Origin of the sequence: Acidocella sp. (assembly GCF_013044125.1) — a bacterium.
GTDB lineage: Bacteria > Pseudomonadota > Alphaproteobacteria > Acetobacterales > Acetobacteraceae > Acidocella.
In genome coordinates this window covers 1-12,928 of sequence record NZ_JABEVC010000024.1, presented here as the reverse complement: position 1 = coordinate 12,928, position 12,928 = coordinate 1, and the positions used below count along the sequence as shown (strand labels likewise).

Genomic DNA, 12,928 nt, shown 5'->3' with positions numbered 1-12,928 from the left:
GTCACATCCAGCGCCGCCGCGCCTGCGATTATCGCGCCCTCATCCTGAACCACGATCTCGCCAAACCCACGCGCCAGCTTGATCACAACACCGTTGATCCCGCCATCGCGCACAATCAGGTTGGAGGCGGCGCCGATCACGCTCACCGGCATTTCCAGCGGCAACTCCCGCAAGAACGCGCATAAATCCGCCACATCCGCCGGGCGCACCAAAAACTCCGCCGGCCCGCCCACACGAAACCACGTCATCGGCGCCAGCACCGCCCCCGGCGCCACCCGCCCGCGAATTTCAGGCAAGACCAGGCTCATCATCATAGCCGCCCCCGTGGTCGCGCCGCATCCTGCAACCCCTGCAACTGCGCCGGCAGCGCCGCCGCCCAATGCGTGATGCTGCCCGCACCTAGGCAGACCACGAAATCACCGTGCCGCGCGATGGCATGCACCATCTCCGCCAGATGCGACGGATCAGTCAGCGCCACCACCTGGCGGTGTCCGCGCGCGCGCAACCCTTCAACCAGCGCATCGCGGTCCACGCCCTCAATCGGCGCCTCACCAGCGGCATACACATCCGCCACGATCACCGTCCCCGCATCGTTCATGCAGGTGCAAAACTCCTCAAACAGCGACTGTAACCGCGTGAAGCGGTGCGGCTGCACCACGGCCACCACATCGCGCGCGCCCGCCTGCCGCGCCGCCTTCAACACCGCGGCGATCTCCACCGGATGATGCCCGTAGTCATCAATCACCGTAATGCCGCCGGCCTCGCCGGTCTTGGAGAAGCGCCGCTTCACCCCTGCGAAATTCGCCAGCGCCGCCTTAATCTGCGCTTCGGGAACATCCATCTCGGCCGCCACCGCAATCGCCGCCACCGCGTTGGAGACATTGTGGTTGCCCAGCATCGGCAGCCGGAACGGCCCCATACGGCGCGCCCGCTCGGAAATCCGGTCGGAGAACCTCACCTCGAACGTCGCGCCATCCTTGCTCGAGATGATCCGCTCCGCGCGCACATCCGCCTGCGGCGAAAACCCATAGGTAATCACCCGATGATCCGAAAGTGCCGGGATCATCTGCTGCACCGCCGGATGATCGATGCACAAAACTGCAAAGCCATAAAATGGAATGTTCGAGACAAACTGCCGGTAGCCCGCCTCCATCGCCTCGCGCGTGCCCCAATGGTCCAGATGCTCCGGGTCCATGTTCGTCACGATCGTGATAACAGCGGGAAGCCGCAGGAAACTCCCGTCGGACTCGTCGGCCTCCACCACCATCCAGTCACCCGCCCCCAGGCGCGTGTTGCTGCCATAGGCGTTGATGATGCCGCCGTTGATCACGGTGGGGTCAAACCCAGCCCCCTCGAGCACCGCCGCCACCAGCGAGGTCGTCGTCGTCTTGCCGTGCGTGCCGCCAATTGCCACGGCCCATTTCAGCCGCATCAGCTCCGCCAGCATCTCCGCGCGCCGCACCACCGGAATCAGCTTGCGCCGCGCGGCCACCACCTCGGGATTATCCTTGGGCACGGCTGTGGAAATCACCACCACCTGGGCATCGCCCAGGTTCTTCGCATCATGCCCCACCGCAACCCTGATCCCCGCCGCGCGCAACCGCGCCACATTCGCGTTCTCGGCAATATCGCTGCCCTGCACGGCATAGCCCAGCTCATGCAGCACCTCGGCAATGCCGGACATGCCAATCCCGCCGATACCGACAAAATGAATCGTCCCGATGGAAAGCGGCAACGCCCTCATGCGCCCGCACCTTCCATCACCAACCCCGCCAGCCGCTCCGCCGCATCCGCGCGCCCCGCGCTCGCGGCCGCTTGCGCCGCTTTCATCAAATCCTCAGGCTTCATCAGAATACTTTCAATTTTATCAGCCAGCGCCTGGGCGCTCAGCCCGGCCTGGTCCAGCCGCCACGCGGCCTGCGCATCCACCAGCGCATCCGCATTGGCGCGCTGGTGGTCATCAATGGCGCTGGGCAGCGGAATGAAAATGGCCGGCCGCCCCGCCACCGCGATTTCCGCCACGCTCGAAGCCCCGGCACGCGCAATCACCAGATGCGCCCGCTGCAAGCGCGTTGCCACATCATTGAAAAACGGCGCCAGCTCCGCCTCAATCCCCGCTTCCTTCAGCGCCACACGCGCCGCACCCAGTTCTTCCGTCCGGCACTGCTGGCTCACCACCAGCCGCGCCCGCAGCGCCGCCGGCAGCAAAGCCAGCGCCTGCGGCATCAACGAGCCGAAAACCTTCGCTCCCAGCGAGCCGCCCAAAATCAACAGCTCAATTTTCCCATCCGGCGGCGCATATCCGTGCCCATGCAGCGCCGCCACCGCCGGGCGCACCGGATTGCCGAGCAGCACGGTTTTAACCCCCGCAGGCACCGCAGAGGTCTTCTCAAAACTCAGCACCAGCACGTCGGCGAGGCGCGCCAGCAGCCGGTTCGCCCGCCCCAGCACCGCATTCTGCTCATGCAGAAAAATCCTTGGCCGCCGCCCCAGCAAAACCGCCGCCACCACCGGCGGCACGGCCGGATACCCGCCAAACGCCACCACCACGCCCGGCTGCAACGCCCGCAGAACTTTCCGCGCCTGAAACACACCCCGCGCCAGGGCCGCGGCGCCCTCCAGCGCACTGCGCAAACTCCGGCCAGAGAGCCCCGCCCCCGCGATCACATGCCGCTCCGCCTTGGCAAACACCGCCGAGGACAATCCGCCCGAGCGTGCATCGGTCAGCAGCACCACGCGCACGCCGCGCGCCAGCAGCGCCGCCGCAAGCGCCTCAGCCGGGAAAAAATGCCCCCCCGTGCCGCCGGCCGCAATCACCACCGGCGCGCTCATGAGTACTCACCCTGGTGGCGTCTTCGCGTCAGCGCCAGCAAATATCCCATCTGAATCGATATCGCCAGCACCGAGCTGCCGCCGTAGGATATGAACGGCAGCGTCATCCCCTTGGTCGGAATCAGCGAGAGCGAAGAGGCCATGTTCACAAATGCCTGCAGGCCAAAGCCCGCGATCAACCCGCCCGCCGCCAGCACCACGAACAGATTCGGCTCCGCCAGCAAGCGCACCAGCGCGCGTATCACAATGGCCGCGAACACGAAAATGATGAACCCGCAGAAAAACAGCCCGAACTCCTCTCCCGCCACGGCAAACACGAAATCCGCCCGCGCATCTGGCAAATAATGCTTAACCTGCCCCTCGCCCGGCCCCAGGCCAAACATCCCGCCATTGCCAAAGGCCGAGAGCGCGGTGAGCGCCTGATAAGCCGAAGTCTTTGTTGGATGCAGGAACAATTCCACGCGCGTATGAACATGCGCGATGAACAAAAATGCCCAGATGAACGCGAGCACCACCAGCCCCGCCGCCACGCTCACCCATTTCATCTCCATGCCGTCGAGATAAAACTGCGAGAACACCACCATGGTGAACAAAAACGTCATGCCGATATCAGGCTGCATTTTCAGCATCAGCGCGGCGATCAAAAATACCCCCAGCGCCGCCCGCTTGCCGGGAAACCCCGGTGTGCGCCGCGATTCCGCGATCAGCCAGGCGGTGATGATGATAAAACCGGGGCGCAGAAACTCGCTCGGCTGAATGGTGAACCCGGGCAGTGAAATCCACCGGTGCGCGCCATCCACCTCCACGCCATGCACCAGCGTGAAACCGGTGAGGAAGAAGAACACAATCCCAAGCCCCAGCGCACTCAGCTTCACCTGCCGCAACGAGAGCATGGACATGCCCAGCATCACCACCCCGCCCACGGCGAGAAAGAAAATCTGCCGCAGCATCGCCACTGTATGCGGATCGGTCAGTCGCATGGAGATCCCCGGCGTCGCCGCCAGCGCCAGCACATAACCAATGCCGATCAGCACCGCGAGCGCCACCAGCGTCACCCGGTCCACGCTCCACCACCAGCGGCCGATCACCGATGTATCGGCGCGTGAGAGCGGCGGCATCACACGCCCCCTTTCGCCAGCGCGGCAAACCGCGCGCCGCGCGCCTCAAAATTCGTGAACTGGTCAAAACTCGCGGCCGCGGGCGAGAACAATACCACCCCCGCGCCGCTCGCCTTGGCCGCCTCAAACGCAAGCGGCACCGCGGTCTCCAGCGTCCCCGCCACATCGTTCTCCACCCCGTGCGCGCTCAGCGTGGCGGCAAACGCCGGCCCATCGCGCCCGATCAAAAACGCCTTCTCGATCCGCAGGAAATACGGCGCCAGATCATCAATCCCCCCGGCCTTGGCGACGCCGCCCGCAATCCAGATAAAACGCGGGTAGCAGCCCATGGCGCGGGCCGCCGCGTCCGCATTGGTCGCCTTGCTGTCATTGATAAAGCGCACCCCCTCGCGCAGCGCCACCTCCTGCTGGCGGTGCGCCAGGCCGGGGAAGCTCGCAATCGCGCGCGCAATCGCCGCCTCAGCCACACCCAGCGCCCGCGCCGCCGCCGCCGCCGCCGCCGCATTCTGCGCGTTGTGCTCGCCCGGCAGCGCCTGCGCCCCGGTTGCCCCGCCCACGCCGGAAATCCGCACCACGCGCGCCGCTTGCTCATCCAGCCAGCCCGCCATCTCGCGGGAGGGGGCGTCATCCACGCCAACCACCGCCACGCAGCCCGCATCCTGGCGCGCGAAAATCGCACGCTTGGCGGCCGCGTAGCCTGCCATGCCGCCATGGCGGTCCAGATGGTCGGGGGACAAATTCAGCATAACCGCGACATCGAAGCGCAGGCTGGCGAGTCTCTCCAACATATAGCTGGACATCTCGAGCACATAAACGCCGTTGTCAGGCAGCAGCGGCAGGCTCAGCGCCGCCGGCCCCAAATTCGCCCCCGCCGCGTTGGGCACCCCTGCCACATCGAGAATATGCGCCAGCAGCGCCGTGGTGGTGGATTTCCCGTTTGTCCCGGTAATCCCGGCAAACCGCGCCTTGCTCCCGCTGCCCCGCACCGCGCGGAACAGAAGCTCCGCATCGGTGAGCACCGGCACGCCATGCGCCAGCGCCCAGGCGGCCTGCTCATGCGCCTTGGGCAATTTGTGCGCAATTCCGGGCGAGAGCACCAGCCCATCCAGCCGCCCCGCAACCGCCGAGGGCTTCTCCACCACGAACCCCGCCGCCGCCGCGCGCACGCCCGGCGCGTCATCCCACACGCTCACCTGCGCGCCCATATCGCGCAACGCGCAAGCTGCGGGCATCCCAGCCTTCCCCAGCCCGAGCACGGCAAAGCGCATCCCAGCAAATACCGGAGAAAATTTCATCTTATCTTCAAGGTGGCCAGACCCACCAAGCCCAGAATCATGGCGATAATCCAGAACCGGATCACAATCGTCGGCTCCGCCCAGCCCTTCTTCTCAAAATGGTGGTGCAGCGGCGCCATCAGAAACACCCGCCGCCCCGTGCGCTTATACCAGAACACCTGCACGATGACCGAAACCGTCTCCACCACGAACAACCCGCCGACAATCGCCAGCACGATCTCGTTCTTCGTCGCCACCGCCACGGCGCCGAGCGCCCCGCCCAAGGAGAGCGAGCCAGTATCGCCCATGAACACCGCCGCCGGCGGCGCGTTGAACCACAAAAACCCCAGCCCCGCGCCAATCAGCGCGGAGAGAAACACGGTCAGCTCGCCCGAACCTGGAATAAAATTAATCTCCAAGTACCCGGCGAAAATCTTGTTGCCCACCAGATACGCGATCAGCCCGAACACCGCCGCCGCGATCATCGTCGGCACAATCGCCAGCCCATCCAGCCCATCGGTCAGGTTCACCGCGTTGGACGCCCCCATCATCACGAACATCGCCACCAGGGGAAAGAAAATCCCGAACGGTATCAGCACGTTCTTGAGCATCGGCAGCGCCAGCTCGCTGCCCAGCGGCGCTGGCATCAGCCGCGTCATCCACACCGCGGCCACCAGCCCGATTCCCGCCTGCGCCACCAGCTTCACCCGGCCGGGAACCCCCTTGGTGTTGCGCTTGGTCAGCTTCAGGAAATCATCGGCAAAGCCGATGCCGCCATAGCCGAAGGTCACCAGCAGCACCCCCCAGATGTAGCCGTTGTGCAGGTCCGCCCAGATCAGCGTCGAGAGCCCCATCGCGATCAGAATCAGCACCCCGCCCATCGTCGGCGTGCCCTTTTTCTCGATCAGATGCCGCTCCGGCCCGTCGGTGCGAATCGGTTGCCCATGGCGCTGCACGGATTTCAGATACCGGATCACCTTCGGCCCGGCCCAGAAGCTGATGATCAGCGCCGTCAGGCACGCGCCACCCGCCCGGAACGTAATGTAGCGGAACAGGTTGAACACATGCACATGCCCAGCCAAAGGGAAGAGAATCGCATACAACATCAGGCGGGGCTTTCCAGAACCGAGACAATATCACGCATGCGGCTGCCGTAACTGCCTTTCACCAGCACGGTGTCCCCCGCGCGCAGCGCGGCTTTCACCAACGGCGCCAGGGTGGCTGCGTCAGTTGCATGCGCGCCCTGCTTGGACCGCGGCAGCGAGTCGAACAAAGCTTTACACTGCGCCCCGCAGGTAAAAACAACATCCGCCCCCGCCAGAACCGCGGGCAGCAACCCCAGATGCTCCGCCTGCGCGTGTTCCCCCAACTCCAGCATATCCCCCAGCACGGCCACATGCCGCCCAGGCTGCAACGCTAGAACCCCCAATGCGGCGCGTACCGAGGCCCCAGAGGCATTGTAGCTCTCATCGAGCAAAACCGCCGCCCCGCCCGGCACGGCAATCTCCCGCCGCGCCCCCCGGCCGGAGACCGGCGCGAATCCATCCAGCGCCGCCGCCGTGCGCGCCACATCCAGCCCCAGCCCTGCCGCCACAGCCAGCACCGCGAGCGCGTTCATCGCCATATGCCGCCCCGGCGCGGCCAGCCCGAACCACACCGGCACACCGGAAATTTCAGCCGTAATCTCAGATGCTTGCGCGGTATTCCTCAGCTCAACCAAGCGCGCATCCACAGCGCCCTCGCCAAACACCAGCGCCTCGCACCCTCGCGGCACCGCCGCGCGCAGCAGGGGCAGATACGCCGAATCCCCCGGCAGCACCGCCACCCCGCCCGGCACCAGCCCGCCATAAACCGCCGCCTTCTCTTGCGCGATCGCCTCCTGCGAGCCCATCTGGCCCAGATGCGCCCGGTCCACACAGGTAATCATCGCCACATCCGGCCGCACCAGCCCCGCCAGCGGCGCAATTTCCCCCGGATGGTTCATGCCGATCTCGAACACCCCGAACGCCGCATCCCTTGGCATCCGCGCCAGGGTGAGCGGCACGCCGATATGGTTGTTGAAGCTCGCCTCCGCCGCATGCACCAGGCCAAAGGCGCTCAAAGCCCGGCGCAGCATCTCCTTGGCCGTGGTCTTGCCGACGCTGCCCGTCACCGCCACAATCTTCGCGCCCGTCCGGGCCCGCGCCGCGGCACCCAGGCGCTCCAGCGCCCGCAATGTGTCCTCCACCACGATCACCCGGCCGGGCATGGGCTTTGAGACCAGCGCCGCCGCCGCCCCCTTGGCAAACGCGGCTTCAACAAATTCATGCCCATCGCGCGCGCCCCGCAGCGCCACGAACAAATCGCCCGGCGCCAGCGTGCGCGTATCGATGCTGATCCCGCTCACATCCCAGCCCGCCTGCGCGCCAAACACCGCGCGCAATTCCGCCGCGCTCCAGAGCGCGCTCATAACGGAGTCTCTTGTTGGCGCGCGGCCGCCCCACCATCCCCGCGCGTCTCTTGTTGGCGCGCGGCCGCCAGCTCTCTGATCACCGAGGCATCGTCAAAAGGTATCACCTCCCCCTGCACAATCTGCCCCTGCTCATGGCCTTTTCCGGCCACCACCAGAACATCCCCCGCGCGCAGCTCGCTCAGCCCGGCGGCAATCGCCGCCCGCCGGTCGCCAATCTCAATCCCGCCGGGGCACGCCGCCATAATCGCCGCACGGATCAGCGCCGGGTCCTCGCTGCGCGGATTGTCATCGGTCACAATCGCCACATCCGCCAGCTTCGCCGCCTGCTCGCCCATCAGCGGGCGCTTGCCCGCATCGCGGTCGCCGCCCGCGCCGAACACGATCACCAGCCGGCCCAAAGCATGCGGGCGCAGCGCGCTCAGCACCCGCGCGATCGCATCGGGTGTATGCGCGTAATCCACATAGGCCGCCGCGCCGTTATCCAGCACCACGGCGCGTTCAAGCCGACCTCTAACACCTTGCAATTGCGATAAATACTCAATCGCCCCCGCCACCCCCACGGTCTCGGCCAAGGCCGCCGCCAGCACCGCGTTATCCGCCTGGAACCGGCCCGGCAGACGCAGACTCACCTGCCGCCCGCCGGCAAAAACCTCCTGCCCATCCGGGCGCGCGGCAACCCGCGTAACCTCCACCGGGGCAAAATCCAACCCTCGCCGCGCCGCGATCTCGCGCAGCCGCGCCAGCGTCTGCGCATCCATATCCGCCATCGCCCGCACCGCCGCCCCGCGCGGCAGCAGTACCTCGAACAGCCGCAGTTTCGCCGCCCGGTAGGCTTCCATCGAGCCATGATAGTCCAGATGGTCGCGCGTCAGGTTCGTGAAACCCGCGGCGGCAAAGCGCAGCCCATCCAGCCGGCTCTGCTCGATCCCATGGCTGGACGCCTCCAGCGCCACATCCGTGAAGGCGCGCGCCGCCAGCATCGCCAGCGTGTTCGCCAGCGTTACCGGGTCGGGCGTCGTCAGCGAGCCGGTAAGCGGCACCCCCGGCGCGATCACCCCCAGCGTCCCCAGCGAGGCCGCCTGGCGCCCGGCGGCGGCGCAAATCTGGCGCAGGAAATCCACCGTGCTGGTCTTGCCGTTGGTCCCCGTCACCGCCACCAGCCGTTCGGGCATCTTGCCCGCCAGCTCCACCGCCAGCTCCGCCAGCCGCGCGCGCGGCGCCTCGGCGCAATACAGCGGGCGCGGCGGTACACCGGGCGGCCAGTGCGTCCCCTGCGGCGCCAATACAGCCACGGCGCCGCGCGCCACCGCCTCGGCGATAAACCGCCGCCCATCGGCCTTCACCCCCGGCAGCGCCACGAATAAAAACCCCGGCCGCACCGCCCGGCTGTCGGCCGTAATGCCGCTCACACCTTTCAATTCAGGACTCCTCATGCCCGGCTCCGCTCTCAAGCTCAGTCATATGGCTGCCCGGCAATGGATACACGGGCGCCATCACGCCGTTACGCACACGGCGCCTGGCGTGCGAGGCCGAGAGCAGCGGCGCCGGCCCTTTGGCCGCTTTCTCTGGCGCAGGCTGCGCGGGCGTTGGCGGCGGCTTCTCACCCATCAGCTCATAGGCAAACGCATTGGCCCCCGGCGGCAGCGGGTTACCCGGCCCCAGCCCGCTCTTGCCCGGCGGCGGCGTGGGCTGCAACGGCACCGTCCAGGCGGCATCCAGCGCCGCTAGTTGGTCGCCCGCCGCCGGCAAAATACCCAGCATCGGCCCAATCCGCGCGATAATCCGCGCCACCGCCGGCGCGGCAATATACCCTCCCGTGGTAAACCCATGCGTCGTCGCGTCAGGATGCGGCTGCAGCACCAGCACATAGATCACATATTGCGGGTCCTGCATCGGAAACGCCGCCATGAACGAGGCATTATTGGTATGCAGCAGATACCGCCCGTTCGGCCCCACCACCTGCGCCGTCCCGGTCTTGCCGCCCACCACATAGCCCGGCACCGAGGCATAGGTGCCCGTGCCCGAGAGCACCACATTGGTCATCATCTTGCGCATCAAGTCCGATGTGCTCTGCTTCATCACCCGCACCCCCTGCGGCTGCGGCCCGTTCGGGTTCACCGCCAGCAATGTCGGATTATACCTGATCCCGCCGTTCACGATCGGCAGCACCCCGGTCACCAGCGCCAGCGGACTGACCGCGATGCCCGCGCCAAACGAAACCGTCATCGTTGTCGCCAGCCCCCACTGGTTCAGCGGCGGATATTGCGGCATCGGCGGTCCCGGCAGCTGCACGTCCAGCGGCTTGAGGAAGCCCTGCTTGGCCAGCCACGCCTGCTCCACCTTCGGCCCCAGTATCGTGGCGATCCGCGACGCGCCGATGTTCGACGACACATTGAGAATCTGCGGCACCGCCATCCACACATGCGCTGGCTCAAAATCCGTTATGGTAAAGTGCCCTACCCGCAGCGGATGCGTGGTATCGAAGTAATCCCAGTAATGGATCATCCCCGAATCCAGCGCCATGGAGATGGTCTGCAGCTTGAACACGCTGCCCGGCTCGTAATCACCGTTGACGCATTTGTTGAACTGGCTGTCGTGGCTCGCCGCGCCAAAATTGTTGACATCATAATCCGGCAGGCTGGACATCGCCAGAATCTCGCCGGTACGCGCGTTCATCACAATCGCGCAGCCCCCCGGCGCCTTAAACTCCTTCACCGCCGAGGCCAGCTCGTGATGCACGATGCTCTGAATCCCCGCATCGATGGAGAGCGCCAGCGGAGCCGGATCGCTGGTCAGGCGCTTATTAAAATACTCCTCAACCCCCGCAATGCCAGTCCCGCCGACAGTCACCCCGCCCAGAATATGCGAGGCCAGATCACCATCAGGATAATGCCGCTTCTCGCTGTTCTCAAAATACACGCCCGGAATGCCGAGTTGATTCACCGCCAGCTCCTCAGGCGGCGTCAGCTTGCGGTCCAGGTACACAAAGTCCTTGCCCGAGGCGAGCTTCTTCTCCGTCTCCGGCACGTCCAGCCCGGTCAGCACCGTAGCCAGCCGCGCCGCCGCCCCGGCCGGGTCCGTCACCTGGCGCGGATCGGCGTATAATTCCGCCCCCGGCAGCGATACCGCCAGAATCGTGCCGTTGCGGTCGGTTATATCCGCGCGCCCCGGCGGCGGCGGGGTCACATCCAGCTCCGGCTGCATCGCCGCCAGCTGCGCCTGGCTCGGCAAAATCGGGTGCCAGATGGTGGCATAGGTCAGCCGCAGCGCCAGCACACCAAACAACAGGGCAAACATCAGCGCGCCCAGCAGCAAGCGCACATGCGCCTTCTCCAGCGCCGCCCGCTGGTCCAAATCCGGCGAGGTGACCCGGACATGCTCCATCATCGGCGCAGCACCGCGCTCCGGCGCACCCTTGCGGCGCGACGGCGGCGGCTCAGGCCGCAAAGTCAATGTCAATTGCCGCTCCCGCTCTGCGCCATCCCCAGCAGCGAGCCCCCATCATCCTGCGGCGCGATCATCGGCGCCGCCTGCGCCACCGCCCGCACGGACATCACCTGTGCCCCCATCGGCGGCCGCGCCGGCACCAGCGGCGGCTGGCTGTATGCGGCACGATTATCGGCATATTCATGCCCCACGGCGGGGTTACGGCGCACATGCGGCATATGCGCCTGGCCCAGCAGACTGCGCGGCTGCACATCGGCGCTGGCCAGATGCACCACGGCCTTGTCCACCCTGCGGGGAAGCTGGGCAGCGCGGGCCAGATGCACCACCGCGCGCCTTACGGGTTGCACCGCCCGTTGCGCCGGTTGCACCGCCGCCGTCTGCACCGCCGCCGTCTGCACCGCCGGCGGTTGCGCCGCGGAGGCCACAGCCGCGGGCATCGGCACGGGCACCGGCAACACCGGCGCCGCATCCAACGGGTTGGGCCCAGGCGCCGCGCTGCCGGGCGCGGGCAACACGCTGCCCAGCGCGGCCAACGTCACCAGCTGGCTCGGCTTCATTGGCTGCAAGGCGGTAAACTGCGTGGAAAGCTGGGCCAGCCGCGAGGGATCAGCCTCCAGCGCCCACTGCGCATGCAACACGCGGATGCGCTGCTGGTCCAGCCGGGTTGCCTGCGTTACCGCGGCAATCTGGCTGTCCAGCATCTGCGCATGATGCTTCACCAAAAACAGATACGCGCCCGAAACCACAAACAGGATGGCGCTGAGCAGGGTGATCGGCCGGATCATGCCGCCAGCCTTTCCATCGCCCGCAACTTGGCGCTGCGCGCCCGCGGATTGGCCTTTACCTCCGCCGCCCCCGGCACCACCGCGCTGCCCGTCAAGAGCCTGAAGCGCGCCGCCGCGCCGCCCTGCATCGCCGCCGGATCATGGCGCGAAGCCCCTGGCGCGCGCCCGCTCTCCTGCGCAAAAAATTTCTTCACAATGCGGTCTTCCAGCGAATGGAAGCTCACCACCACCAGCCGCCCGCCCGGCGCCAGCAGCGCCGCCGCCTGTTCCAGCGCCGCCGCAATATCTCCAAGCTCATCATTCACCGCAATACGCAACGCCTGAAAACTCCTGGTGGCGGGATCAATTCCTGATTTGTCCGGCCGCACAACGCTGCGTATCACCCCGGCAAGATCCGCCGTTGTCACAAACTTCTCCACCTTCCGCCGCTCGACAACGGCTTTCGCAATCCGGCGGGACGCTTTCTCATCCCCGAATTCATAGAGTATATCAGCGAGTTCGGATTCGGGTAGCGTATTAACCAGCACCGCCGCCGTTGCCTGCGCACTGCCCATCTGCATGTCCAAAGGTCCGTTCTGACGAAACGAAAACCCACGCGCCGCATCATCAATCTGGTAGGACGAAACTCCCAAGTCGAACACCGCGCCATCCAGAGAGCCAACCCCCGCCTCGCCCAACAATTTCAAAAGCTCACTGATTCTGCCTTGAAAAATTTCAAAACGGCCAGGGTACTCCCGGGCCATCTCCCGCGCGCGCGCCACCGCCGCCGGGTCGCGGTCGATGGCAAACAAGCGGCAATCGGCGGCGTTGAGAATCGCCCGCGCATAGCCGCCGCCGCCAAACGTGCCGTCCAGATAAACGCCGCCGCCGCGCGGGCGCAGCATCGCCACCGCCTCATCGCGCAACACCGGAACGTGGGAGAACCCGCTCACGCCTGCCGCCCCGGCACAGCCGCGCGCGCCGCCGCCAGATGCGCCGCCCCCGCCGCCGGCTCCCATATATGAAAATTATCGCCCCGGC

The 12,928-nt window shown here is 66.4% G+C and carries 10 protein-coding genes and 1 pseudogene; all 11 read right to left on the bottom strand.

Annotated features, from left to right (window positions below; all coding sequences use genetic code 11):
* Positions 1–311: pseudogene (locus HKL97_RS01235) on the bottom strand (UDP-N-acetylenolpyruvoylglucosamine reductase); the annotation flags it as partial.
* The gene (gene murC, locus HKL97_RS01230; RefSeq protein WP_291422054.1) at positions 311–1,744 is read right to left on the bottom strand and encodes a UDP-N-acetylmuramate--L-alanine ligase; all 1,434 of its coding nucleotides are present in this window, start codon (positions 1,742–1,744) and stop codon (positions 311–313) included. The gene murC and the pseudogene HKL97_RS01235, both read right to left, overlap by 1 nt.
* A complete protein-coding gene (murG, locus tag HKL97_RS01225) occupies positions 1,741–2,832 on the bottom strand; it encodes an undecaprenyldiphospho-muramoylpentapeptide beta-N-acetylglucosaminyltransferase (RefSeq protein ID WP_291422052.1) in 1,092 nt (363 codons plus the stop codon). Before murG ends, murC begins: the two co-directional genes overlap by 4 nt.
* Positions 2,829–3,950 carry an FtsW/RodA/SpoVE family cell cycle protein gene (locus tag HKL97_RS01220; protein ID WP_291422049.1) on the bottom strand — a complete coding sequence of 374 codons (1,122 nt, stop codon included), beginning with the start codon at positions 3,948–3,950 and terminating at the stop codon, positions 2,829–2,831. The genes murG and HKL97_RS01220 overlap by 4 nt, the downstream gene beginning before the upstream one ends.
* Positions 3,950–5,245 carry a UDP-N-acetylmuramoyl-L-alanine--D-glutamate ligase gene (gene murD, locus HKL97_RS01215; RefSeq protein ID WP_291422047.1) on the bottom strand — a complete coding sequence of 432 codons (1,296 nt, stop codon included), beginning with the start codon at positions 5,243–5,245 and terminating at the stop codon, positions 3,950–3,952. The genes HKL97_RS01220 and murD overlap by 1 nt, the downstream gene beginning before the upstream one ends.
* Positions 5,242–6,330: a phospho-N-acetylmuramoyl-pentapeptide-transferase gene (gene mraY / locus HKL97_RS01210; protein ID WP_291422045.1), complete on the bottom strand. Its 1,089-nt coding sequence runs from the start codon at positions 6,328–6,330 to the stop codon at positions 5,242–5,244. The genes murD and mraY overlap by 4 nt, the downstream gene beginning before the upstream one ends.
* Positions 6,330–7,673 (bottom strand): UDP-N-acetylmuramoyl-tripeptide--D-alanyl-D-alanine ligase, encoded by a 1,344-nt coding sequence (murF, locus tag HKL97_RS01205; RefSeq protein WP_291422043.1) that lies wholly within the window; start codon positions 7,671–7,673, stop codon positions 6,330–6,332. Before murF ends, mraY begins: the two co-directional genes overlap by 1 nt.
* Positions 7,670–9,109 (bottom strand): UDP-N-acetylmuramoyl-L-alanyl-D-glutamate--2,6-diaminopimelate ligase, encoded by a 1,440-nt coding sequence (locus tag HKL97_RS01200; protein WP_291422041.1) that lies wholly within the window; start codon positions 9,107–9,109, stop codon positions 7,670–7,672. Before HKL97_RS01200 ends, murF begins: the two co-directional genes overlap by 4 nt.
* Complete coding sequence (locus tag HKL97_RS01195) at positions 9,096–11,135, bottom strand: penicillin-binding protein 2 (protein WP_291422039.1); 2,040 nt, start codon at positions 11,133–11,135, stop codon at positions 9,096–9,098. The genes HKL97_RS01200 and HKL97_RS01195 overlap by 14 nt, the downstream gene beginning before the upstream one ends.
* Positions 11,132–11,908, bottom strand: a complete 777-nt coding sequence (locus HKL97_RS01190) for a hypothetical protein (protein WP_291422037.1) — start codon at positions 11,906–11,908, stop codon at positions 11,132–11,134. The genes HKL97_RS01195 and HKL97_RS01190 overlap by 4 nt, the downstream gene beginning before the upstream one ends.
* The gene (rsmH, locus tag HKL97_RS01185) at positions 11,905–12,840 is read right to left on the bottom strand and encodes a 16S rRNA (cytosine(1402)-N(4))-methyltransferase RsmH (RefSeq protein WP_291422034.1); all 936 of its coding nucleotides are present in this window, start codon (positions 12,838–12,840) and stop codon (positions 11,905–11,907) included. Before rsmH ends, HKL97_RS01190 begins: the two co-directional genes overlap by 4 nt.
* Between the last annotated feature and the right edge of the window lie 88 nt (positions 12,841–12,928).

Coding starts and splice junctions, on each gene's coding strand:
- murC (WP_291422054.1), bottom strand. CDS start 1,744: ATGAGGGCGTTGCCGCTTTCCATCGGGACGATTCATTTTGTCGGTATC.
- murG (WP_291422052.1), bottom strand. CDS start 2,832: ATGAGCGCGCCGGTGGTGATTGCGGCCGGCGGCACGGGGGGGCATTTT.
- HKL97_RS01220 (WP_291422049.1), bottom strand. CDS start 3,950: ATGCCGCCGCTCTCACGCGCCGATACATCGGTGATCGGCCGCTGGTGG.
- murD (WP_291422047.1), bottom strand. CDS start 5,245: ATGAAATTTTCTCCGGTATTTGCTGGGATGCGCTTTGCCGTGCTCGGG.
- mraY (WP_291422045.1), bottom strand. CDS start 6,330: ATGTTGTATGCGATTCTCTTCCCTTTGGCTGGGCATGTGCATGTGTTC.
- murF (WP_291422043.1), bottom strand. CDS start 7,673: ATGAGCGCGCTCTGGAGCGCGGCGGAATTGCGCGCGGTGTTTGGCGCG.
- HKL97_RS01200 (WP_291422041.1), bottom strand. CDS start 9,109: ATGAGGAGTCCTGAATTGAAAGGTGTGAGCGGCATTACGGCCGACAGC.
- HKL97_RS01190 (WP_291422037.1), bottom strand. CDS start 11,908: ATGATCCGGCCGATCACCCTGCTCAGCGCCATCCTGTTTGTGGTTTCG.